Source organism: Collinsella aerofaciens (genome assembly GCF_039836695.1).
Lineage (GTDB): Bacteria > Actinomycetota > Coriobacteriia > Coriobacteriales > Coriobacteriaceae > Collinsella > Collinsella aerofaciens_BD.
In genome coordinates this window covers 29349-53480 of sequence record NZ_JBDPAC010000013.1, presented here as the reverse complement: position 1 = coordinate 53480, position 24132 = coordinate 29349, and the positions used below count along the sequence as shown (strand labels likewise).

Here is a 24132-nt window from a genome sequence, read left to right as displayed (position 1 = left end):
CATATCGGACTAAAATCATGGCAGCAAACCACCTTCTCATGCGAGGACTCTATGACGGCAAGCGACACGACCGAGACAATTAAAAAGGGAAATTCGGAGCCCAGTTTCGATAAAACGGCTCAGCGCATCCTCAATCTTTTCTTTGTGCTCAATAGCTCCCCCGAACCGCTGACGACCGAGCAGATCGTCTTGGATTCTGACCTGGGATATGGCTCGGGCAATATCGACTCGGATAAGCGCAAGTTTCGACGCGATCGTGACAAACTGCTCGAACGCGGCATCTTAATCAAGGAGGTTCGCCCCACCGGCGCGCAGGAGACCGAGGAAAGCTCGTGGACAATCGACCGCGAGCACACGTTTGCGGCAGGCGGCCTCATTACCGCAGACGACGCCGATATCCTGCTCAACGCCATCGACCAGACACTAGCGGCCGGCTCATCCACTTTTGCCGCACCGCTTGCCGATATTCGCTCCAAGATTGCCTACCTCACCGGCAGGACGACGGTAGACGAGGCGCCGATCAGCCGCTCTCCCACCGTCGATGCGGTTTGGAGCGCCTTTGCCGAGCGTTGTGCGCTGCGATTTTTATATCAGAACGGACGCGGCGAGCAGAAAGAACGTACCGTCTGCGTCTACGGCATGTTCGAGCGCGAGTGCGTGGCGTACTTCTGTGGCCTCGACAACGTCACCGACGACATCAGGACATTCCGCTGCGACCGTATCGTACGCGCTTGGCGTCCTTCGAAGGCCTACGTCATCCCCGCGAACTTCAATCTCAACGACTATCTGTTCTTTGAATTCGATTTTGCCGACCGACCGCCCGTTGCAGCCACGTTCGCGTTCGCCCCTCAGACGCAGATCGATATGATCAACGGCCTCACGCGTGGGCGAGGTGAGCTCGCACACACCGATGCAGGATGGACCTGGACCGTTGACGTGCGCGATCTTGAAGCCGCCGCCTCATTTTGCATGGCCCACGCCATGGACGGCATGAGGCCCATGGCCCCCAAATCGCTCAAGCAGGCGTGGAACCACCTCATCGAAAGGACGGTGCACGAGTATGCCCGTGCGTAAACTCACCAGCGAGCAGAGACTCTCGCGCGCCATCGACATCATGGAAGCCCTCTACGCCGCCGGCGAGAGCGGCATGACACGAACCGAGATTTGCAGTCGCTTTGACATCACGGGGGTATCGCTCGACGAGATTCTCGAGATCGTCTCGACGCTCGCGGACCGAGAATCGGGCGCGCGCATCATCTGCGAATGCCGCGGCGAGCGTGTGGTCCTCACCGGTGACGCCGGTCGTGTGCTACCGCTGCGCCTGAGTGCCGCCGAGGGCGCTGTGCTCAACCATGAACTTGAATCGTTGGGGATCGAGCCGCAGACGGCAGCTCGGATTCGACATGCCCTTCTACCCGAAGAGCTTGGCTATAACCAGCGCGTCTTTGACACCGTCAACCACGGGTCGCACTGGCAGCAGCTGAGCTGCGCCATTCAGGACGGCGTTCGCTGCCGCATCTCGTATCGCTCGATGGACGATGCACGGCCACGCGAGCGTCTGGTCGACCCCTTGCGCATTACGGCAAACGGCGACCAAACATACCTGATTGCCTGGGACATCGCGGTCGATGAGCAGCGCACCTATCGCATGGATAAAATCGAGGGACTCGCCTTGACGGAAGACTCCGTCGTGCCTCACGCACCGGACGTCGCATCCCTCCACGACTCCCTTGCCCGGACGCAGCGCAGCGCAAAGCTCCTGATGCCATTCGATATGGCGGAGCATCTGGACTGGGCCGGCATCACCCTAATCGAGCGCAGCGGGGCAGACACGGCAACGGTAACCGTGCATTACGGCTCCGAGCGTTGGCTGCTGAGCCAGATAATCGCAGCGGGCGGAGCCATCCGCATCTTGGATGACCCCGCCCTGTCAAAGCGTCTGTGCGATATGGCAAAAACCCTCGTCTGTCCGCTTTAGCGTCGCCGCTCGTGGCGTGCACGCCACAGCTGCAGATAGTGCCCGATCTGCGCCGATTCGATGCGCTGGTAGGAGCTCGTGGGCAGCGACGTTAAGAACTTCTTTCCGTAGCCCTTCGTCACCAGGCGCGGGTCGGCCAGAATCAGCACGCCGCAATCGGTCGACGAGCGGATAAGGCGGCCGGCCGCCTGCTTGACCTCGAGCACCGCCTCGGGCAGCGAATAGCGCGCCCAAGCGCGGTCTTCGCGCAGGTTGCGCTCGCACGAGAGCGGGTCCGTGGGACTCGAGAACGGCAGCTTGGGAATGATGACGCAGCGCAGCGTCTCGCCGCTGGCGTCGAATCCCTCCCAGAAGGCCTTAAGAGCAAAAAGCGACGAGGTCGGCTCGTTGATAAACCGGTCGCGCAGGCGACGAGGAGATGAGTTGCGCTGCTGGCAGTTGAGTTCCAGACCCGCACGGGCCATCTTGGGCTCAACGCGGGTGTACAGGTCTTCCATGTCGCGCCGATTGGTGAACAGCGTGAGCACCGATCCGCCCATGGCAAGATGGGCGTCGACCAGCACGCGCTCGAGCGCCGTAAGATAGCTCTCACGATCGCGCGGATCGGGTATATCGCCCGCAACGACTACAGCCATGTTCGAATCGAAGTCGTAGCTCGAGTCCAAGTGCAGCGATGAGGATGTTGAAGCACCGATGCGATCGAGGCCGACCGCGTGGTTAAAGTGTTCAAAGCTTTTGGACACCGTCATGGTCGCCGAGGCAAAGATAGCCGTGTGAACCTCGGGCAGCCACTCGGTTGCCAAGGCCTCGCCAATGTCGATGCGCTCTGCGGTCATTGACTCTCCGCCGGCACGCAACCTGCGATTGACCTGCAGCGAATACACGTAGTGTTCATCGGTGCCGTCGATGATGAGTTTGAGGTTCTCGACCAGCTCGTGCAGGCGGCGCGAGGTATCGCCCAGGTCGACAACAACCTCGGGCTTGCCGGCGGCGACGGCCTGCACCAGCGCGTCAACGCTCTTGTCAGCTTGTTCCAATGCATCGATGGCAGCGTAGGCCGACTGTAAGAAATCATGCCAGTCGTCAGATTCGCGCAGCTCGGGGCCAATCCATAGATTGGCATTGTCATAACCCCCACGGGCACGGCGGCCGAGCTCGCGAACGCCATCGAACACGTCGGCGATTGCCATGCTCGCGCGCGCAACCGTCGACGTCGCCTTGGCAGTAAGGCCCAGATAGAGCGTAGAGCCCTCGGAGGTTGCCAAATCACGGGAAACCTGGCTTAGCGCACCGGTGCTCGAGCCACCCAGGCGCTCAAACAGAACGCGTGATTCGTCCGCCGACACCACGCGCGCCCACTGACGGCGCGCCTCGCGCTCGATAGAATGGGCCTCGTCGATTACCCAATGACGAATCGGAGGTAAAATCCTGCCCTCGGCCGCGACATTGCGGAACAGCAGGGAATGGTTGGTGACCACCACGTCGGCATGCGCTGCACGACGGCGAGCGCCGTGGACCAAACATTTATCAGGGAAAAACGGGCAGAGGCGACGAGCACACTCGCGCGAGGCCGTCGTAAAGTCGGGGCGGTTGACGCTGCGCCACCGAATGCCGAGCGAGTCGAGGTCGCCATCGGCTGATTGGCAGACGTACGCCATAATGACCGCGACCGCCGTGAGCGTGTCCGCCGGATCGCGCTTGGTGGTAATCTCGACCTGGCCGCGGCTCATGCGCTCAAGCTTGCGCAGGCACGGATAGTGGTCATAGCCCTTGAGAGCGCAAAATGACAGGCCACCGTCCAGTTGCTCGGCAAGTTTTGGCAGCTCATGGTACATGAGCTGGTCGGCAAGATTGTTCGATTTGGTCGCAATACCAACCGTGATGTTGTTACGGCGTGCTGCCTCGGCAAAAGGCACCAGATAGGCCATCGATTTGCCGACGCCCGTGCCCGCCTCAATTACACGATGAGTGCCCGTGACCAGCGCATCGCGGACCTCGAGCGCCATCGCGATCTGCTCATCACGCGGCTCGTAGGTGGGATACATGCGATTGACCAGGCCACCTGGCGCATAGTCTGCCTCAATCTCCTCACGACTCGGCATCTTGAGGACCGGCAGTTCGTCGGCGTCCACCCGATCGTCGGCGCGATCGGCCTTGAGAACGTCAGCACGAGCGGCGCTGAGAGAGAAGATAGAACCAGGGTTCTGCCCTGCCAAGAATGAGAAGATAGGACGATAGGACCAAGGCACATCCGGATGCATGTCGGCTAGGCGCGCCATGAGGCCCTGGGGCAAGTCGGTGAGCGCCACGAGCAACACGCGCCATACGCCACACAGGGCGTCGACGTCGGCATTGGCACGGTGTGATACCGAGTCACAGCCAAACAGATCGGCCATAAAAGACAGCTTGTGCGAGGCCAGGCGCGGAAGCGCGATTCGCGACAGCGCCAGCGAATCGATCCAAATATCGCTCACGTTGACGCCGCCTTTGACCGACTCGATAAACGAGCGGTCGAACGTGGCGTTATGTGCGATCACCGGGCAACCACCGACAAAATCGGCGAGAGCGGCGACGGCCTCAACGGCCGACGGGGCATCTGCCACATCGGCATTTGTAATGCTCGTGAGCTCGGTAATCTCGGCGGGAATCAGCTGCTTGGGATGCACGAAGGTATCGAAACGGTCGACGATCTCACGGCCCGAAAGACGGGCCGCCGAGATCTCGATCAGCTCGTTGTCCTGCACCGAAAGACCTGTGGTCTCGGTATCGAGGACAATCACATCTTCCTCGATAAGGCCGAAGGACTGCGTTTTGGCGCGTTCGGCAAGCGTGGCATAGGAGTCGATGACAAACTGCGGCGTTCCTGACGAAACCGCGTCCTCGATTAGCATGCAATGCCCGCTCGACGAAGGCCCATACGGATCAGGCTGTCACAGACCTGCGGGAACGTCATGTCGTCGGTGTGGCGAATCTCATCCGGATACAGCGACGTATCGGTCATGCCGGGAATGGTATTGGTCTCGAGGATAACGGGGCCGTCCTCGCTCACGATAAAATCGCTGCGCGAGATACCCAGGCAACCGAGGGCCTTGTGAGCGGCGCAGGCAAGCTCCTGAGCGCGAGCGTAATTCTCGGGTGAAATCTGCGCCGGAATGCGATGAATGTCCGTAGGGTCGACATATTTCACGTCCAGATCGTAGAACTCGCAGTCCTCGGGCTTACGAATCTCGACAATCGGCAGAGCGCGCACGTCATCTTCGCCGTATACGCCGACGGTGATCTCGGTACCCTCGATGCACTTCTCGACCAGCACTTTGTCGCCGTACTCAAACGCCTTGGCGATTGCCGCGGGCAGCTCGGAGGGCTCATGGACCAGGGAAATGCCATAGCTGGAACCGTTGACGGCCGGCTTCACAAAGCAGCGCTCGCCACAAACCTCGACGATATGATCGATATCGACTTCATCGCCCACCTCGAGCGCAAGGCCGGGGGCAATGGGAATGCCCGCCTTGGCGTACAGGAGCTTAGAGACCTCCTTGTCGGCACCGCAGGCGCTGGCAAGCACGCCCGAAGCCGTGTAGGGGATACCCAGGGTCTCCATGGCGCCTTGCATGGCGCCATCCTCGCCGCCGGCACCGTGCATGGCGATAAACGCCACGTCAAAGCCGCCGGTCGCCATGGTTACCATAAAATCATCGGCAGCCGTGTCGAGCAGCTCCACCGAAGTGTAGCCGGCCTCCTTCAAGGCAACCACGACGTTCTTTCCCGAATTGAGCGAGATCTCGCGCTCAGCGGAATGACCGCCCGCCAAGACCGCTACGTGCATGTTCTCTAGGCTTTTACCCGGCATGGGCAGACTCCTCCTCTATAATTTCTGCAGCTGATACCATATTGTAGCGATACCCTCTACGTTTCCCCAAAATCGAAAGGCTTCCATGAATCCCAGGACTAAATCTCAGGACATTCGCGACTTGAGCCAAAACGATATTCGCGAGCTCGTGGCCGAGCTTGGCCAGCCCGCCTTCCGCGCGAAGCAGCTCATCGAATGGGTCTTTGAGAAGAACGTTTGTTCGTTTGACGATATGACCAACCTTCCCAAGGCTTTCCGCGAGCAGCTTAAAGAGGCTTTTGCCTTTGACACGCCGACTGAACTCACCAAGCAGGTTTCCAAAGATGGCTCTCGCAAGTATCTGCTCGAGTACCACGACGGCGTTTCCGTCGAGACCGTCGGCATGCCCCGTCGTAACAAGCTTTCCGTCTGCGTTTCCACCCAGGCAGGCTGTGGCATGGGCTGTGCCTTTTGCGCTACCGGTCTCAACGGCCTCAAGCGCTCTCTGACCGCTCAAGAGATCGTCGACCAGGTACTTCATGTATCCAACGACTTTGGCGAGCGCGCCACGAGCGTTGTCTTCATGGGCCAGGGCGAGCCGTTTGCCAACTACGACGAGGTTCTCAAGGCGCTGCGAATCCTCAACGACCCCGATGGCATCGGTATCGGCGCTCGTCACCTCACCGTCTCTACCAGCGGCGTTATTCCCGGTATTCGCAAATTTGCCGACATCCCCGAGCAGTTCACGCTTGCCGTTTCCCTGCATTCCGCCATCCAGTCGACGCGCAATAAGCTCATGCCCGGTGTTAAGAAGTACACGCTGCTTCGCCTTCACGAAGCGCTTCAGCTCTACACCGAGAAGACCGGCCGCCGCCCGACCTATGAGTACGCCATGATCGAAGGCGTCAACGATACGAATCCCGAAATGCAGGCGCTCTGCGACTTCTGCGAGGGAACGCTGTGCCACGTTAACCTCATTCAGCTTAACGACATCGAGGGTAGCCCGCTCAAGCCGTCGCCGATTCATAAGGTTGAGGATCTTCAGCGTCGTCTTGAGTCCCGTGGCATCGAGACCACGATTCGTAACTCCCGTGGTAACGATATTGACGCCGCTTGCGGACAGCTGAAGCAGCGCTTCAAAGTTCAGAAGAACGCATAGGGGAGTCGCACCCCAAAACGTTTCATGTGAAACATCGAACGGCCCCGGTTACAGGAGATGCAACCGGGGCCGTTTTATTTATTGACCTTAATTTTGAATCAGGTGCTACCTGTCCCATTTTTTACGGCCAAAATAAGGGGTCCCTGCCTCGTGAATCAGACAAGGACCCCTCAAAATATGCTAAGTAATTGTTAGGTACCTAATAGCCTACATTTTCCCATTGGTTACTAACCCAACCTTGATTAATCTTGGGATTCTTCGTTACCTGAGCCGTACGCATGGCAACATCTTCTGTCATAACATCCATTTTCTTCTTGGATGTATCGACTATATCTTGCGCACTACGAAGCAAACGACCTCGAAGTTCATCGTCTGTCGCGATCTTATAGCCAGCAAAGGCACCAGCCGCGACAGTCGTCGCCAATGCAATCGCAGTTAAAATCCTATTCCTCATCTTGGCCTCCTTGATCAAACTGAATCATTTCGCCAAGAATACGAGAGAGCTCTTCCTCGTCTTTAAACTCAATCTCAATCTTATTCTTTCCACGCGAGCTCTTAACACGCACGTTGGTATTAAAAACCTGACGAAGCACGCGGGCAGCCTTTTTAAAAGACTGAGGCGTTGCAGGCCTCGGCGTCTTAGGTGTCTCTCCGGCAGAAAACAACGGAGCAAGATTTTCTGTCGCTCTTACGGAAAGGCCCTCTGCGACAACCTTCTCTGCAAGTCGAATTCGAGCGTCCTCATAGGGAACTGCAAGAATCGCACGTGCATGACCAGCAGTAAGTTTGCCCTCAAAAATCATCTGCTGAACAACTTCAGGGAGATCGAGAAGGCGCAGCGAGTTTGTAATTGCAGAGCGTGACTTGCTGACTGCCTTCGACAATGCCTCCTGGGTCATACCGCTGGCATCGATAAGCTGGCGATAGCCCTTAGCCTCTTCGACGGGATTCAGATCAGAACGCTGAAGGTTTTCGATCAGAGCAAGAGCCAGCATCTCTTCATCATTAACATTTTTAATGATGACAGGAAGCTCCTCAAGACCAGCAAGCTTTGACGCTTGGTAACGACGCTCACCAGCGATGATCTCATAGCCGTTTCCATGCTTGCGAACCAAAAGCGGCTGCAAGACGCCATGTTCTTGGATTGATTCGCTCAACTCACGAAGTTCAGTTTCGTTAAAGTGAATTCGCGGCTGATTAGGGTTGGGAACGATATCCTCAATAGGTAGTTTTGTTTCAGATGCGGCATTCGAAGCCGATGCAGCCGAACCACCGGTCTCATACTCGGCCTCTGAGACCAAAGCATTGAGTCCACGTCCCAATCCGCCACGTTTCTTTACACTAGGCACGCTTGATCACCTCTTTTGCAAGGTTCATATATGCTTTTGCACCCTTATTTTGAGGTGCATAGGTAATTACCGGTTCCCCAAAAGACGGAGCTTCGGAGATTTTAACCGTACGGGGAATCAACGTCTTAAATGCCTTATCACCAAAGTACGATTGAACCTCCTCAACAACCTGATTCGATAGAGAAGTACGCGAGTCATACATGGTCATAAGCACACCGTAGGTGTCTAAGCCCTTGTTCAGACGAGATTTGACCATCTTCATTGACTCAAGCAGCTTCGTAACGCCCTCGAGTGCGTAATACTCGCACTGGATCGGAATCAAAACGCTGTCTGCTGCGGTCAAAGCGTTGATAGTAAGCAGGCCGAGCGAAGGAGGGCAGTCAATGAAAATAAAATCGAACTCGTCCTGAATCGGCTCAAGCAAATCTTTGAGACGGGTTTCACGAGCAATTGCGCTTACGAGTTCAATTTCCGCGCCTGCAAGCTGAATTGTAGCCGGAACTACGAATACCTTTTTGCAATTTGTATCAAGAACAAGCGATTCTGCCGGCACATCATTCAACAATGCATCATAGATGCAGTGATCAAGGTCTTCTTTTTCAATTCCGAATCCACTGGTGCTGTTTCCCTGCGGATCAAAATCGACAATCAGTGTCTTACGACCCTGCTCACCCAGTGCTGCTGCAAGGTTTACAGCCGTCGTTGACTTACCGACGCCGCCTTTTTGATTGATGATTGCAATGATACGCGTGTCTTTTGCGCTCTTAGAACGCTTAACGTCGCGAAATCCCACGGTCCCTCCTGGTGTGTATTAAAGCTGTCAAACGGAGGATGTTTCACGTGAAACATTCCGAATCGATAGCAACTGCTATGTTTCACGTGAAACACTGCAAGCTGTTAGTATCCATTATGTTTCACGTGAAACATCTAGGCAAGCGGATTCTTCTTTGCCATGCCATTTGCACGAGGCAATGAAACGGATGCTGAATGACTCTTCTTAAGAACAATGAACTCCCTGTGACCCAAGCCTTCAGGCAAATCAATTGCGTCATTCAGAAGCAAAGTGAAGCCGCAAATCTTAGCTGCTGACATGCCGGAAGCAAGCTCCTCATCCGAAGGATTGCCCTTGGTGATAACAAATAGCCCTCCATCCTTCAGGTACGGAGCCGCATACTCAACAAGAATCGGTAGAGGGGCCAGTGCGCGGGCGGTTACAACGGAGAACTGCTTCTTATGGCTTCGAGCATATTCTTCAAGACGATCATGAACCGCATGAGCATGTTTCAATCCAAGAGCATGGACAAAGGAATTAACCGCATCAACCTTCTTGCCAACAGAGTCAATATAAGTAGCTTTACGATGCGTGGTTATGGTTAATGGAATACCAGGGAAGCCCGCACCTGTTCCCATATCGAGCAAAGCTCCCTCAGGAGCCTTATTGATATAGGGGAGCAAAACAAGTGAGTCGAGGATATGAAGTACGGCAGCATCTTCTACGTTAAGAATACGGGTGAGATTGGTTGTCTTATTTGTTTCTAGAACCAAATCCAAATGCTGGATACATTTCCTCAGCTCAATATCAGTTACGCTCAAGGAATATTCTTTGCAATAGAAAGTTAGGCGACTCAACATCTCGTCAGCCTGCTGATCGGTAAGTACAAACAACAGAAGCTCCTTTCTGACAAAAATCAGAGTATCGAGAACTTTTGACAAAAAAAGGGGACGTGGAAACCACGTCCCCCTAGCATAAGCTCGAGTAGATTATCGAGCAACAATCACCACATGGCGATCAGGGTCAGAACCCTCAGAATGAGTATCGACTGCATCGTTGCCACGAAGTGCAATGTGAACCAGTCGGCGCTCGTAGGCATTCATGGGCGGAAGCGAAACACTCTTATGAGTGCGGATGGCACGCTCGGCAGCAGACTGAGCCATGGAGGCGACCTTATCCTGACGGCGACTCTTGTATCCCTCGACGTCCACTACAACCGGATACCTAAAGCCAAGCTTGCGGCTCACCAGCAAAGAGAACATAACCTGAAGAGCATCAAGAGTGCGACCATGACGGCCAATGAGAACAGCAAGGTCGGGAGCCGTTACATCCAAAATCAGCTCACCCTCGTCGCCCTCATACTCATCGATAGGAGAGTTGGCGGCATCGAAGTGCGAAAGGATGGAACGCAGGATGGAAATCGCAACATCGGCAATGGTGTCGAGCTCCTCATCGGTCAGCTCTTCACCAGCCTTGTAGCGCTGTGCAATCTCGGGATAATCGCCCGCGACCTGCGGGGCAACCTCCTCAAGCATATCCTCGATGATCTCTTCAGACATAACGTACTCCAAAAGTTAGGTACCTAAATAAGATTGATATCCCACTACTTCTTCTTGTGCGGGCGCGGCTTCTTCTCGCGACGAGTGACCTCAACCTGCAGCGGAGCGTTCTTAAGACGCTCCTCCTCATCGGCCTTCGCCTTGTCGATGACCTTCTGCGTCACAAAAATCTGCTGGATAACCTGCCAAGCAAACGAGACGTCGTAGTACAGCAGAACACCAACGGGAAGGCTCCAGCCCATCCAAAGCATCATGACCGTCATGACAACGGCCATCATACGCATGCTCTGAGCCTGCTGGCCGGTCTGGTTGCGCGACATATAGAGCTGCGGAATCAGGGTCAGGACGGCAAACAGGATCAGGCAAACCAGCGCAGGCAGTGCAACCATAAAGCCATCGGCAAAGGAAGCGCTCGGCGTGGTGGTCAGGTCGGGCAGGATGTTGAAGAACGAGAACGTGCCGTCGTTAAAGTACTGCGGCAGGTTGCGCAGCAATGTAAACAGCGCGAACAGGATAGGCATCTGAATCAGCAGCGGCAGACAGCCAGCCATGGGGTTGAACTTGTTCTCGCTGTAGAACTTCTGCATCTCCTCGGCCTGACGCTGGGGATCGTCGGCATAGCGCTCCTGGATCTCGAGCATCTTGGGCTGCAGCACCTGCATGCGAGCCGTCGACTTGGTCGACTTGAGCATAAGCGGCGTCAGCAGCAGACGGATGATGACCACCAGGATGATGATGGACAGGCCCCAGTCGACCGCAAAGGTCTGGATGAGCTTGAGCAGCTCGAAAAGGATGTTAACGATCCAATCCCACATGTAAGTTTTCCTCCGATAGCGAGTGCCCGCTAGGGCACAGGGTCATAACCGCCGACGTGCAGGGGATTGCAGCGAGCGATGCGCCTCACGGCAAGCCAGCAGCCTCTCAAAACACCGTACTTCTCAATCGCCTGGACGGCGTATTGCGAGCACGTTGGGTAATAAATGCAGGCGTCAGGCAATAAGGGCGAAATAACCTGTTGATATATGCGAATAGGAGCGATGGCAACACGTCGCAAAACGTGATTGCTCATCGCTCCTCCCCGGCAACGCCGGCGCGTTTCACAAGCGAACGCAATGCCTTGTCCATCTCCTGCGGCGAGGAAACCCTCGTCTTGGGAGTTGCGAACAAGATGATGTCATAACCCGCAACGGGAAATCCACAGCTGCGGGCGGCCTCGCGCATCACACGCTTAGAACGGTTGCGCACAACTGCACAACCGAGCCGTTTAGCACCAACGAAGGCGACCCTTCCGGAGTCGCCTTCGCCAACCGATTCACATATGGTCATTCGAATCAGAGGGTGATTGAAACGACGCCCCTGACTGAACACATGCTCGAAATCTTGCCGAGACTTAATAGTCTTCATGCGAGATGTGTGTATCGCTGCTAGACAGTGAGACGCTTGCGGCCCTTGGCGCGGCGACGGGCGAGCACGGCACGACCACCCTTGGTGGCCATACGGGCACGGAAGCCATGGGTCTTGGCACGCTTACGCTTATTAGGCTGATACGTACGCTTCATCTTAAGTTCCTCCTGCTGCATTTCGAGTGTCCGCGGGAGCGCGGACGCAGATATAGACACGTGAGCTTGAAGATTGTAGGGAAATCAATGTTCAAATGTCAAGAAATCAAAGGTAAAAGGTCGCGCAGTTCACACGGTTCCCCCATAAGCCGAGTTCGATTTAGCGGTGCATGGCAACTTTTCACGATATTTCATCGAGTTTTCAACAGGTCATGTTGGCAATGTTGAGAACTTTTCGTCCGTTTTCCAAAGTTTTCAACAGGTTTTGAAAGTTTGTCGAAAGATGAGAAACATTGCACGGTGAGCTACTATTTGTTCGAAACCTTTTGGAAGATTGCGAGCGGCATGTCTGACGACTTTTACACCATGGTCGATTCCGGAGACCCGGCACCCGACAACGAGCACATCACCGGCGTGCGCGAAGAGCGTGACGAAGGTGAACAGACGACAACGCAGGCGCCAAAAGCCATGTACGCCGCGCGCATCGCCGTCTATGACGACATGCTGTCGACACCGCGTGTGATCGTCATTGATCCGCAAGATGTCCGCACGTATTTGGAAGAGACGACCAACACCGTCTACCAGTGCATGAAAGAACAAGGTGGCCATATCTCGCTCATGGTCATCCGCGAGATTGTCGAAAACTTTATCCACGCACACTTTGCAGAGCCCATCATCTCGATTCTGGACGGCGGAGACACCATCCGCTTTGCTGACCAAGGACCCGGCATCGACGACAAGGAACGCGCTTTCGACTTTGGCGTTACCAGTGCAAACAGCAAGATGAAGCGCTATATCCGTGGAACCGGAGCAGGGTTTCCCATGGTGCAGGAGTATTTGGAAAACGCCGGCGGTGCCGTATCCATCGAGGACAACATGGGTAGCGGTACCGTGGTTACGGTAAGCCTGGACCCTAAACGCGTGCAGGAAATCGAGCGCGCCGGTGGACGCGGTGCTGCCGTGCGGCCCGAGACGGAGCAGCCCACATATCCCCTGCCGGGAGCTTTTGCGCAGCAGCCCATGGCAACGCAGCAGATGCAGCCCCCCGTGAGGCAGATGCAGCAGCCCGGAATGCTTCCCACACAAGAGCCCCAGGCGACATCGATGTCGATGCCGCCAAACATGCCAGAGGCCGTGCCGCGGGCGGATCAGGATGCAGCAGCAATGCAGCAGGCGACGGGCGCACCGGGTGGCCAGCAAATGGGCTATCAGCCGTACCAACAAGGATATCCATATCAGCAGATGCCGCCACTGGGGTACGGCCGGCAGTTCCCGCAGCAGTACCAGCAAGGATATCAGCAGCCGTACCAGCAGATGCCGCAGCAGCAGTACAACCCCTGGGCCCAGCAGATGCCTCCGCAGCCTTACCAACAGTGGCCTCAAAGTTTTCAACAGCAAATGCCACCGATGCAGAGTTCTCAACAACCAGCAGCTCAAATGATGTATCCTAATGCAGCAAATCAGCATGCGCAACCACAACCGGACGTGTTCGTAAGCGATCGCGGCAACGCCGCGCTGGGCTATCTGGCGCAAAATCAAGCGTGCGGTGCAACCGATCTGGCAAGGGCGTTTGGAAACTCGGCCCCCACTTGGTCACGCACGCTCAATGACTTGGCGCAGGCCGGCTTGGTCATCAAGCATGGCCAGAAATACCATCTGACCGAACTCGGCGCCGCTCGCGTGCGAGCTCAGAGCTAAAGAACGGGAGAGACAGTGGACGAGGAAGCAAGCATCATCCTGGGGGATGCCATCGCCTTTTGCCAGCGCGACGGCCAAGATGCACGCCTCATCAACATGCTGGGGCAATCGCGCGCCATAAGCCTGACCGAAGATACGCTCACGATCGAGGCCCCCTCGCGCTTTGCCATCGCGCAGCTCAAAAAGCATCAGCCGACTATTGAGGCTTATCTGGAAGAAATCGCCTTTGCACCGATTGCGCTCGACATCGTGGCGCCGCAAGGCGCCGCGACGGAATCCGCTGCCGCGACGGCGCCCGCCACGGCTCCCGCTGCTTCCCCGACGGTACCAGCCTCCGCAAGCGACGTGCCGACAATCGAGCACCAGCACAGCGATGTTTCCCGTGAAACCATGGCGCCGTTGCCGACCGCGGCGGCGACGTCAACGAACGCACCCGTCACGCACATGCCCATCGCTCACGACGCAGCGGCGGGCGCGGATTCGGGCATTGCAATCAAGAACACGCTCTCGGCCGATGATTTTCGTCGCATGATGAACCAGATGAAGGGCGGAGCGCCGACCAAATCCACGCAAGCTGCGACCCCCGCTTCACCCATGCCAGCACCGACCGTGCCGGCCGAGCAGAATACGGATGGAGCCCCGCTCGCCGCGAACTCAAAATTTACCTTTGAGAACTTTGTCTACGGCCCCGAGAACAGCCATGCCTATCGCTCGGCACTCAAGTTTGCCGCCCTCGCGGACGAGCGCGGCACATGCACATCACTGTTCATCTACGGCAAATCGGGCCTGGGCAAGACGCACCTGCTGCTTGCCATCAAAAACGAGCTCGCCGAGAAGTCGCCCGAGATCAAGGTCAAGTATGCCAACTCCCAGGCATATCTGGACGACCTGATGACCGAGTTCGACCGTCAAAAGAAGAGCAACGCCCCCATCATGCAGGCGTACCACGGCGTGGACGTGCTCATCATCGATGACATCCAAAACATCATCGGCAAGCGCGCGAGCGTGGACTACTTTTTCCAGCTCATGGACGAGTTCATCCGCAACAACAAGAAGGTCGTCATCGCGGCAGACCGCGCCCCCAAGGACCTAAGCATGGACGAGCGTCTGACCAGCCGCTTCAACGCCGGAATGCTCTGCTTGGTCGCAGAGCCCAGCTACGAGATGAAATACAAGATCTTGCAGCGCTATTACGAGAACACCATCGTCGCCGCTCCCGAGGCGGGCGACGACTCGCTGCTGGCGGCCTATGGGGGCGACGGCGGGCACCTGACCGACGAGCACTTTAAACACATGGCCGAGGTCTCGGGCACCAACATCCGCGAACTCGAGAGCTTTTGCGAGCGCTGCGCAGGCGAGGCGGGCGACCGCGAGCGCGAGGGCGGGGAGCTCACCTTTGACGATATCGACGCCATCGCCAGCCAGTACTTCGACACATCGGCCAAAAAGATCAACGTCCAGACGGTTCAGTCCGTCATCGAAGAGCAGTACGGCGTGACACACGAGGAACTCATCGGCCCGCGTCGCAACGCCAATATCGCCAAAGCACGCCATATCGCCATCTATCTGGCCATCGAGATGTGCGAGATGACGACCACGGCGGTGGGCGCCGAATTTGGCAACCGCAACCACTCGACCGTCAGCACGAGCTACAAAAAGGTCCAGAAGATGATCCAGGAAGACCGCACCGTCACCGAAGACCTCAAGTCGCTGCGCGATAAAATTACACTGCGCTCGTAGGGAAATAGAGACACCTGTTGAAAACTTGTCGAAACCACGGGCATAAGGTGTCTAAAACCCAACCCGCGGTGATGAAAAGTTTTGCGCAGGTTTTGAACGTGGAAAACCACCCCTGTTGCACACAGGTTGCTGTCGATTCTCTTTCTGGGTCTGACCTGCGTCTTTGGGAGTAATCAACAGTTTCGTCAGTGCTATTACTATTATTAAGATATTTATATCTATAGAAAGGTATTAAAAGATGAAGTTCACCGTCAGCCAGAGCTCGCTTACACAAGCCATCGGCGTCGTTATGAAGGGTGTCGCTTCGGCATCCACCCTCCCCATCCTGTCGGGCGTGCTCGTTAAGGCCCAAGACGGCATCTTGGAATTCCAGACCTCTAACTACACCATCTCGATCCGTCATCGCATCGCGGCGCATGTCGAAGAAGAGGGCGAGATGGTTATCCCCTGTAAGATGCTCTCCAATATCACCAAGACCCTCCCCGATGCCCCGGTCACCTTTGAGCTGTCCGAGCGCCAGGTGCTGATTGGTTGCGAGAAGAGCTCTTTCCGCCTGAACACGCTCGATGCTAATGACTTCCCCGAGTTTCCGGCCTATGCCATCGAGAGCGCCGTGGAACTGCCGACCGATATCTTGTCCGAGATGGTCGGCCGCGTGTGGCGCGTCACCTCGACCGACAAGGCCCGCCCCATCCTGGGTGGCGTGCACATGAAGGTCGAGAACAACACCGTGCGCCTGGTGGCGACCGATTCCTTCCGTTTGGCCGTGTGCGATACGCAGGTCGAGACCTCGACCCTCGAAGGCTCCTTTGAGCTCAACGTTCCGGCTGACGCCTTTAACGACGCACTGAACATCATGGCCAGCCAGGCGACCATCATGATCGGGGCTACCGACACCCAGGTCGTCTTCGAGGCCGGCAACACCACCTACGTGTCGCGCCGCATCGAGGGCGTGTACCCCAACTACAAGCAGCTCATCCCCGATTCGTGCGTGACGAGCGTCAAGATCGACGTCGCCGCCTTTAACGCCGCCCTCAAGCGCGTGGCCGTTATCGCGAGCGCCAACCCCGCCGTCAAGTTCGAGATCGATGTCGAGAACGGGCAGATGGGCCTGTCCTCCATTTCCAATGACCAGGACCTTGCACAGGAGACGATCGATGTCGAGGCCGAGGGCGAGTCGGGTACCATCGCCTTCAACTACCACTACATCTTCGGCTGCCTCAATGCCCTGTCCAAGGAGAAGGAGATCACGCTGGAGCTCAAGAGCTACTCGCAGGCGGGCATCTTCAAGTCCTACGACAAGATCAACTACCTGTACCTGGTCATGCCGGTCCGCATCTAGCGCTGCGCTATGACCATGTTCGCCCGCGATCTTTCCGTCGCGCACTACCGCAGCTTCGATAGCTATCGTCTTGCCCTGGACGAGGGCGTGACGATACTTGCGGGACCCAACGCGGCGGGAAAGACCAATCTCATAGAGGCGCTGCAGCTGCTGACGAGCGGCGCCTCGTTTAGGCATCCGACCGCAGCCGAGCTCGTCCATGATGGCGTGGGCTCGTGCAAGGTCGAGCTGAGGCTCGAGGGCGACGGCCGCGTGCTTGATATGGGATTGAGCGCGGAGGACGGTAAGCGCTCGTTTAGCCGCAACGGCAAGAGATGCTCTGCCGCCGGTGTGCGCGGGGTTCTGCCGAGCGTGCTGTTTTGCCCCGACCATCTGGACATGGTTAAGCGAGGCGCCAGTGTGCGCCGCGCCGCCCTCGATGACTTTGGCATGCAACTGAGCGCACGCTATGCCGATCTTGCGAGCACCTATGGGCGCTGTGTGACCCAGCGCAACGCCTTGCTCAAGGAAACCTGGTGCTGCCGTGAGATGCTCGGCGCGTGGAACGATTCGATTGCCCGCGCGGGCTCGGCCCTGCTCGTGCACCGGTTGGCCCTGCTCGACCGGCTGGCGGGCCATGTGCGTACTGCCTACGGGCAGGTGGCGTCCGGTGAAGCCGCCAACGTGTCCTATGCGTCCACACTGGGGGATTTGCCCCAGGTCGAGGATCGCGAAGAGCTGAAGGGCTGGGCGTACGAGCGCATGCTGGCCGCCCTTGATGAGCACGCCGACGAGGAAATTCGCCGCGGCGTGACGTTGGTGGGACCGCATCGCGACGAGATTGAATTTACCGTGGCGGGTCGCTCCGCTCGTTCATTTGCCAGCCAAGGACAGCAGCGAACGTTGGTGCTGTCCTGGAAGGTGGCCGAGGTGGCCGTGGCTCGCGATGTTCTGGGTACTGCTCCGCTGTTGCTTCTGGACGACGTGATGAGCGAGCTCGACGGCGAGCGTCGCGGTGCTTTTCTGCGACTGATCGGCGATGATATCCAGACGGTCATAACCACGACCAACCTGGGATACTTTACCGATGACCTGCTTGATCGAGCCAAGGTGGTGAGCATGGGTGAGACGTGCTAGTTACGAGCGCGAGAGCGAGACGGTCGCCTTCAGTGGGTTTTTGAACGCAGAGCGCCAGCGCATCCTGGCGTCGGCGACGCCTGAGCGCCGTGCACAGATGGAGGCTGCCGAGGAGTCGCGCGCGGTCTATCGCGCGTGGAACGCGGTGTGCTCGGGCACGCGCGAGGGGCGGCATGTGACGGGTCTGCGCTACCTGCCCGAGTCCAATGAGCTGCTGGTATATCTCGATTCGCCCTCGTGGACGCAGGAAATGACGCTGTTGCGTGAGATCATCCGCGCGCGCATGGAGCGCGCCGGTGCTCATGTGGACGGCCTGGTGTTCAAAACCACCGCACCCGGTCACACGCCGCCCGCCGCTAAGGAGCGCCTGCGCCCGGCGACGACCGAGCGCCCGTCGGCCCCGCACGCCGACCTAAGTGAGGCCGAGCGCACCGAGATTGAGCGCCAAGTGGCACCCATCGAAGACCAAAAACTGCGCGAGGCCCTCGAGAATGCCATGAGAGCCAGTGCCGAGTGGGCCAAGGGCGCGCAAAGCAAAAAAGAGCCTTAAATCGCATCTGGTGGCCTTGTAGAGCCAAATACCCTCGTTCCCGAGGGTATTTTTTTACGATAAACTAGTAAGGCTGTACACATTTTCTTGACTGAAGGAGGACGTGTGGCAAACGAAAACGATTACGATGGCGGCGAGATTAAGATTCTCGAAGGTCTCGAGGCCGTTCGTAAGCGCCCGGGCATGTATATCGGCTCGACGAGCGCCAGCGGTCTGCATCACCTGGTGTGGGAGATCGTTGACAACTCCGTCGACGAGGCCATGGCCGGTTTCTGCACCGAGATCCAGGTGACGGTCCACGCCGACAACTCCATCACGGTCGTCGACAACGGGCGCGGCATCCCCGTCGACGAGCACCCTGTTAAAAAGATTCCGACGCTCGAGGTCGTCATGACGATCTTGCACGCCGGCGGTAAGTTCGATAACTCGGCCTATAAGGTCTCGGGCGGCCTGCACGGCGTGGGCATCTCCGTCGTCAACGCACTGTCCAAGCGCGTGGTCGTTCAGGTTCGTCGCGATGGCAACACCTACGAGATGGAGTTCTCGCGCGGCAAGACCGTCAAGAAGATGGAGGTCGTGGGCACCTCGGATTCGACGGGCACCACCGTCACCTTCTGGCCCGACGATGAGATCTTCGAGACCTGCATCTACGATTTCGATACGCTGCATAACCGTCTGCAGGAGACGGCGTTCCTCAATAAGAACCTCAAAATCGTGCTGACCGACGAGCGCGAGGCGACTCCCCACGTGGAGGAGTTTTGCTACGAGGGCGGCATCATCGACTTCGTCAAGTTCCTCAACGAGGGCAAGGACGTCCCCGAGGCCTTTAAGGAGCCCATCTACATCGAGGGCAAATCGGACCCGGACGCACCTGTGGCCAAGATGGGCGAGGTCGAGGTTTCCCTGCAGTGGAATAGCGGTTACGGCGAGAACGTCATGTCGTTTGCCAACGACATCTACACCCCCGAGGGCGGCATGCACCTTGAGGGCTTCCGCACCGCGCTCACCCGCGTGATCAACGATTACGCGCGCAAGCAGAACCTGCTCAAGGAAAAAGACGCCAACCTGACCGGCGACGATGTGCGCGAGGGCCTTTCGGCCGTTATCTCGGTCAAGCTGCCCGATCCGCAGTTTGAGGGCCAGACCAAGGCAAAGCTCGGCAGCTCCTATATGCGCGCGCTGACGCTCAAGATTGTGACCGACGGCCTTGTCGATTACCTCGAGGAGCATCCCAAGCCCGCTCGCGAGATCGTCAAGAAGGCGCAACAGGCCTGCAAGGCGCGCAATGCCGCCCGCAAGGCGCGCGAGGCGACCCGCCGCAAGAGCCTGCTCGAGACGGCGTCCCTGCCCGGTAAGCTCGCTGACTGCTCGGTGCGCGATGCCGAGCTGACCGAGCTCTTCATCGTAGAGGGCGACTCGGCAGGCGGTTCGGCCAAGGACGGCCGTCGCCGAGACATCCAGGCGATTCTGCCCCTGCGCGGCAAGATTTTGAACGTCGAACGCGTTGGTGACCATCGCGCGTTCTCGAGTGACACCATCCAGTCGCTGATTACCGCGATCGGTTGCGGCGTCACGACGAGTGCCGGCGACGGCGGCGACTTCGATATCACCAAGGCGCGCTACCACAAGATCATCATCATGACCGATGCAGACGTCGACGGTGCGCATATCCGCATCCTGCTGCTGACGTTCTTCTACAAGTACATGCGCCCGCTGATCGATGCCGGCTACGTCTATGTTGCCTGCCCGCCCATCTTTGGCATTAAGGTGCGCAACAAGATTCACTACGTGTATCCCAACGGCCGCCAGCCCGAAGACGAGATCCTGCGCGACACCATCCAGAGCCTGGGCCTGAACCCCGACGATAACGACGAGGACGGCAAGGCCAAGGACGGCAAGATCACCAAAAAGCGCAAGGGCTATACCGTCCAGCGCTACAAGGGCCTGGGCGAGATGGACCCCAAGCAGCTTGCCTCGACGACGATGGACCCCAAGACCCGCATCCTGCAGCGTGTGTCGATCGAGGACGCCGTGGTGGCGGACCGCGCCGTGCGCGAGCTCATGGGTTCCGAGGTCGGCTATCGCCGCGAGTACATTGAAAAACATGCGCATGACGCGCGTTTCCTTGACGCTTAAGAGGAGGTAACGTGGCAGACGATATCAACAATAACGAGGATATGGACGAGGCCGGCGATGCCGGTATGCCCGATGATCTGAAGCGCCTGCTTGCCCGTGCTGAGCAGGGCGAGGACGGCGACCCGGACGCCTATAACCCCGATGCCGATGATGATGAGGAAGAAGACGACGCTGAGCTCGAGGAGAGCTTTGGCGAAGTCGATCGCGGCGCCTCGGCCGGCGAGGATATCAACGGCGGCCAGCTCCAGATTTCGGAGTTCGGTCGCGAGATGAAGCAGTCGTTCATCGAGTATTCGATGTCAGTCATCACGGCGCGCGCCCTGCCGGACGTGCGCGACGGCTTAAAGCCGGTGCACCGCCGCATCCTGTACGCGATGAACGAGAGCGGCATCTACCCCAACCGCCCACATAAGAAGTCGGCCTGGACGGTCGGCGAAGTTATCGGTAAGTACCATCCGCACGGTGACTTCGCGGTCTACGAGGCCATGGTTCGCCTGGCGCAGTGGTTCTCCATGCGCACGCCGCTCATCGATGGTCACGGCAACTTCGGTAACATCGACGGCGACGGCGCGGCGGCCATGCGTTACACCGAGAGCCGCCTGGCAAAGCCCGCCATGGAACTGCTGCGCGACCTGCAGAAGGATACCGTCGACTGGCAGCCCAACTACGACGAATCGCTCGCCGAGCCCGTGGCGCTGCCTGCGCGCTTCCCCAACCTGCTGGTTAACGGCAGCCAAGGCATCGCCGTCGGCATGGCCACCAACATCGCCCCGCATAACCTCACCGAGGCGATCGAGGCCACCTGCTACCTGATCGACAACCCCGACGCCACCGTCGACGAGCTCATGCAGATCATGCCCGGTCCGGACTTCCCCACCGGTGCCATCATCATGGGCAGTGCCGGCATTAAGCAGAGCTACGAGACCGGTCGCGGCTCCATTACCGTGCGTGCCAAGGCACACGTGGAGTCCACCAAGACCGGCCGCAGCCGCTTGGTCTTTACCGAGATTCCCTACATGGTCAACAAGGGCACCCTGCAGGAGAAGATCGCCCAGCTTGTCAACGACAAGCGCATCGAGGGCATCTCGGATATGCGCGATGAATCCAACCAGAAGGGCATCCGTCTGGTCATCGAGCTCAAGAAGGGCGTCATTCCGCAGGTCGTGCTCAACAACCTGTATAAGTACACCTCGCTGCAGACGACCTTTGGCGCCAACAACCTGGCACTCGTCAACGGCGTTCCCAAATGCCTGAGCCTGCGCGAGATGCTGCAGCACTACATCGACCACCAGGTCGACGTCGTCACCCGCCGCACCCGCTTCGACCTTAAGAAGGCCCAGGCCCGCGCGCATATCCTCGAGGGCTACCTGATGGCCCTTGACCATATCGACGAGGTCATCAGCATCATCCGCTCCTCGCAGACCGACTCCGAGGCCAGCAGCCGACTGATCGAACGCTTTGGCTTTACGCCCGAGCAGACCACGGCCATCCTCGAGATGAAGCTGCGCCGCCTGACCGGCCTGGAGCGCGACAAGATCCAAGAAGAGTTGGACGGCCTGCGCCGCGCCATCGCCTACTACGAGGACCTGCTGGCGCACGAGGAGAAGATTCTGGGCGTCATCAAGGAAGAGATGCGCGAGATCTCCAAGAAGTTTGGCGACAAGCGCCGTACCGAAATCAGCCAGGTTGAGAAGGACCTGGATGTCGAGGACCTCATCGCCGACGAGGATATGGTCGTGACCATCACCCACACCGGCTACGTTAAGCGTATCCCAGTGGCTGCCTACCGTGCCCAGAAGCGCGGTGGCAAGGGCGTGTCGGGCGTCAACCTCAAAGAGGACGACGTTATCGACGAGATGTTCATCGCGTCCACGCACGAGTACGTGCTGTTCTTCTCGAGCAAGGGCAAGGTCTATCGCCTGAAGGTGCACGAGCTGCCGGTGGGTACGCGCCAGGCGCGCGGTACCGCGATCGTCAACCTGCTGCCCTTCGAGGAAGGCGAGAAGATCGCGAGCGTCATCAGCTGCCGCGAGTTCCCGGCCGACGAGTACCTGATGTTTGCCACCAAGAGCGGCATGGTCAAAAAGACCGTGATGAGCGCATATGACCGCAGCCGTCGCGACGGCCTGATCGCTATCAACCTGCGTGACGACGACGCGCTGCTGAACGTGCGCCGCGTGCGCGACGGCGACAAGATTATCCTGGCCACCACCGCGGGCAAGGCGATCATGTTCTCCGAGGAGCAGGTGCGCGCCACCGGCCGCGATACCAGCGGCGTTCGCGGTATCGGTCTGAAGGACGGCGTGAGCGTTCTGGGCATGGAAGTCACTAACGGCAACGGCGATCTATTCGTCATCACCGAGCGCGGCTACGGCAAGCGCACGCCGGTTGCGGACTACCCGGAGCAGAATCGCGGCGGTCAGGGCGTCTACACCATTCAAATGACCGAGCGCAAGGGCAACCTCGCGGCCATGAAGACGGTGGGCCCGCAGCACGAGCTGTTCATCGTGACGGAGGGCGCGACGGTCATTCGCGTCAAGACCGACGAGATCAGCCAGACCGGCCGCGCCACCCAGGGCGTCAAGATGATGACCGTCGACGACAACGACCGCGTATGCGCTGTCGCCCGCATGACGGCAGCCAAGGAAAAGCCCGAAGGCGAAGCCACAGAAAACGGCTCTGCTTCCGAAGAAACCCCTGTCGATCTAGGCGACGGCAACGACATGCCAGAAGATCTCCTAGACGAGTAAGAGGCCCTAGCTGGTAGAAAATATCAGACCCCATATATCGGCGGTCGGCGCACTGCGCGCCGACCGCTTTTTTGAAAACCTTGGGACCCCATGGTCGCTGGGCTGGCGAGGTGGTTTTGGTTTGTCGCGAGTTCCGCACGCAAAGAAGGCCACTTAATGTGGCCTTCGTCTTGCGCAGGACTGTCCGAGCAGCAAACCAAAACCATCTCGCCAGCCCAGCGACCACCCCTCCCAAAGATTTTCAAAAAAGTTGTTGACGCGCGCGTAACGACTCGTCTAATATATCCCTTGCGCGATGGACCTGTAGCTCAGTTGGTTAGAGCGTCCGGCTGATAACCGGGAGGTCACAAGTTCGAATCTTGTCAGGTCCACCACTTTCTTTCGCAATAAACACCCCAGCGAGAGCCGAGTCGCCGCTGGGGTGTTTATTACTGTCTCCGTGGGGGTTTAGCTCAGCTGGGAGAGCGCGGGCTTTGCAAGCCTGAGGTCAGGGGTTCGATCCCCCTAACCTCCACCATGATGGACCTGTAGCTCAGTTGGTTAGAGCGTCCGGCTGATAACCGGGAGGTCACAAGTTCGAATCTTGTCAGGTCCA

General features: G+C 58.0%; 21 protein-coding genes and 3 tRNA genes. 13 read left to right on the top strand and 11 right to left on the bottom strand.

Annotation, left to right across the window (positions count from 1 at the left end):
* Positions 1-51: 51 nt before the first annotated feature.
* Positions 52-1074 (top strand): helix-turn-helix transcriptional regulator, encoded by a 1023-nt coding sequence (locus ABG996_RS07235; RefSeq protein ID WP_347479259.1) that lies wholly within the window; start codon positions 52-54, stop codon positions 1072-1074.
* The gene (locus ABG996_RS07230; protein WP_347479261.1) at positions 1061-1978 is read left to right on the top strand and encodes a helix-turn-helix transcriptional regulator; all 918 of its coding nucleotides are present in this window, start codon (positions 1061-1063) and stop codon (positions 1976-1978) included. The genes ABG996_RS07235 and ABG996_RS07230 overlap by 14 nt, the downstream gene beginning before the upstream one ends.
* On the opposite strand, the gene ABG996_RS07225 is transcribed toward ABG996_RS07230, so the two are convergent.
* Together ABG996_RS07225 and ABG996_RS07220 are read right to left on the bottom strand one after the other, a co-directional pair.
* Positions 1975-4869 (bottom strand): helicase C-terminal domain-containing protein, encoded by a 2895-nt coding sequence (locus ABG996_RS07225; protein WP_347479263.1) that lies wholly within the window; start codon positions 4867-4869, stop codon positions 1975-1977. The two genes, ABG996_RS07230 and ABG996_RS07225, sit on opposite strands and share 4 nt — an antisense overlap.
* Complete coding sequence (locus ABG996_RS07220) at positions 4863-5828, bottom strand: D-alanine--D-alanine ligase family protein (protein WP_035136496.1); 966 nt, start codon at positions 5826-5828, stop codon at positions 4863-4865. Before ABG996_RS07220 ends, ABG996_RS07225 begins: the two co-directional genes overlap by 7 nt.
* Positions 5829-5913: 85 nt before the next feature.
* Between ABG996_RS07220 and rlmN the strand changes: the two genes are divergently transcribed.
* Complete coding sequence (gene rlmN / locus ABG996_RS07215) at positions 5914-6966, top strand: dual-specificity RNA methyltransferase RlmN (RefSeq protein ID WP_055287295.1); 1053 nt, start codon at positions 5914-5916, stop codon at positions 6964-6966.
* Positions 6967-7165: 199 nt separating this feature from the next.
* Here rlmN and ABG996_RS07210 read toward each other — a convergent pair whose 3' ends face one another.
* From ABG996_RS07210 to rpmH, 9 genes are all read right to left on the bottom strand, one after another.
* Positions 7166-7420 carry a hypothetical protein gene (locus ABG996_RS07210; protein WP_149926478.1) on the bottom strand — a complete coding sequence of 85 codons (255 nt, stop codon included), beginning with the start codon at positions 7418-7420 and terminating at the stop codon, positions 7166-7168.
* The gene (locus ABG996_RS07205; RefSeq protein ID WP_347479264.1) at positions 7410-8315 is read right to left on the bottom strand and encodes a ParB/RepB/Spo0J family partition protein; all 906 of its coding nucleotides are present in this window, start codon (positions 8313-8315) and stop codon (positions 7410-7412) included. Before ABG996_RS07205 ends, ABG996_RS07210 begins: the two co-directional genes overlap by 11 nt.
* Entirely contained in the window at positions 8308-9108 is an 801-nt protein-coding gene (locus ABG996_RS07200; protein WP_347479266.1) for a ParA family protein, read from the bottom strand. The genes ABG996_RS07205 and ABG996_RS07200 overlap by 8 nt, the downstream gene beginning before the upstream one ends.
* A 134-nt stretch (positions 9109-9242) precedes the next feature.
* Entirely contained in the window at positions 9243-9980 is a 738-nt protein-coding gene (gene rsmG / locus ABG996_RS07195; RefSeq protein WP_347483858.1) for a 16S rRNA (guanine(527)-N(7))-methyltransferase RsmG, read from the bottom strand.
* Positions 9981-10076: 96 nt separating this feature from the next.
* Positions 10077-10646 carry a Jag family protein gene (locus ABG996_RS07190; RefSeq protein ID WP_022093802.1) on the bottom strand — a complete coding sequence of 190 codons (570 nt, stop codon included), beginning with the start codon at positions 10644-10646 and terminating at the stop codon, positions 10077-10079.
* 44 nt (positions 10647-10690) lie between these two features.
* Positions 10691-11461, bottom strand: a complete 771-nt coding sequence (locus ABG996_RS07185; protein ID WP_347479270.1) for a YidC/Oxa1 family membrane protein insertase — start codon at positions 11459-11461, stop codon at positions 10691-10693.
* Between the two features lie 29 nt (positions 11462-11490).
* Positions 11491-11715: a membrane protein insertion efficiency factor YidD gene (yidD, locus tag ABG996_RS07180; RefSeq protein ID WP_022093804.1), complete on the bottom strand. Its 225-nt coding sequence runs from the start codon at positions 11713-11715 to the stop codon at positions 11491-11493.
* Positions 11712-12050: a ribonuclease P protein component gene (rnpA, locus tag ABG996_RS07175; protein ID WP_195444047.1), complete on the bottom strand. Its 339-nt coding sequence runs from the start codon at positions 12048-12050 to the stop codon at positions 11712-11714. The genes yidD and rnpA overlap by 4 nt, the downstream gene beginning before the upstream one ends.
* Positions 12051-12070: 20 nt before the next feature.
* On the bottom strand, positions 12071-12205 hold the full coding sequence (rpmH, locus tag ABG996_RS07170; RefSeq protein ID WP_019127408.1) for a 50S ribosomal protein L34: 135 nt from the start codon (positions 12203-12205) through the stop codon (positions 12071-12073).
* A gap of 273 nt (positions 12206-12478) precedes the next feature.
* On the opposite strand from rpmH, the gene ABG996_RS07165 reads away from it, so the two are divergent.
* The 10 genes from ABG996_RS07165 (at position 12479) to ABG996_RS07120 (ending at position 24132) form a co-directional block, all read left to right on the top strand.
* On the top strand, positions 12479-13903 hold the full coding sequence (locus tag ABG996_RS07165; protein WP_347479273.1) for an ATP-binding protein: 1425 nt from the start codon (positions 12479-12481) through the stop codon (positions 13901-13903).
* A 15-nt stretch (positions 13904-13918) separates the two neighbouring features.
* On the top strand, positions 13919-15643 hold the full coding sequence (locus ABG996_RS07160) for a DnaA ATPase domain-containing protein (RefSeq protein ID WP_055287302.1): 1725 nt from the start codon (positions 13919-13921) through the stop codon (positions 15641-15643).
* A 238-nt stretch (positions 15644-15881) separates the two neighbouring features.
* On the top strand, positions 15882-16985 hold the full coding sequence (gene dnaN / locus ABG996_RS07155) for a DNA polymerase III subunit beta (protein WP_022094338.1): 1104 nt from the start codon (positions 15882-15884) through the stop codon (positions 16983-16985).
* A gap of 9 nt (positions 16986-16994) precedes the next feature.
* Positions 16995-18101 carry a DNA replication/repair protein RecF gene (gene recF, locus ABG996_RS07150; protein ID WP_347479275.1) on the top strand — a complete coding sequence of 369 codons (1107 nt, stop codon included), beginning with the start codon at positions 16995-16997 and terminating at the stop codon, positions 18099-18101.
* Positions 18088-18651 (top strand): DciA family protein, encoded by a 564-nt coding sequence (locus ABG996_RS07145; RefSeq protein WP_347479277.1) that lies wholly within the window; start codon positions 18088-18090, stop codon positions 18649-18651. The genes recF and ABG996_RS07145 overlap by 14 nt, the downstream gene beginning before the upstream one ends.
* A gap of 105 nt (positions 18652-18756) precedes the next feature.
* A complete protein-coding gene (gyrB, locus tag ABG996_RS07140; RefSeq protein WP_040360015.1) occupies positions 18757-20787 on the top strand; it encodes a DNA topoisomerase (ATP-hydrolyzing) subunit B in 2031 nt (676 codons plus the stop codon).
* 41 nt (positions 20788-20828) lie between these two features.
* Positions 20829-23537, top strand: a complete 2709-nt coding sequence (gene gyrA, locus ABG996_RS07135; protein ID WP_347479306.1) for a DNA gyrase subunit A — start codon at positions 20829-20831, stop codon at positions 23535-23537.
* A 297-nt stretch (positions 23538-23834) separates the two neighbouring features.
* A tRNA-Ile gene (locus ABG996_RS07130) sits at positions 23835-23911 on the top strand.
* Positions 23912-23978: 67 nt separating this feature from the next.
* Positions 23979-24054 (top strand) — tRNA-Ala (locus ABG996_RS07125).
* Between the two features lie 4 nt (positions 24055-24058).
* Positions 24059-24132, top strand: a tRNA-Ile gene (locus ABG996_RS07120).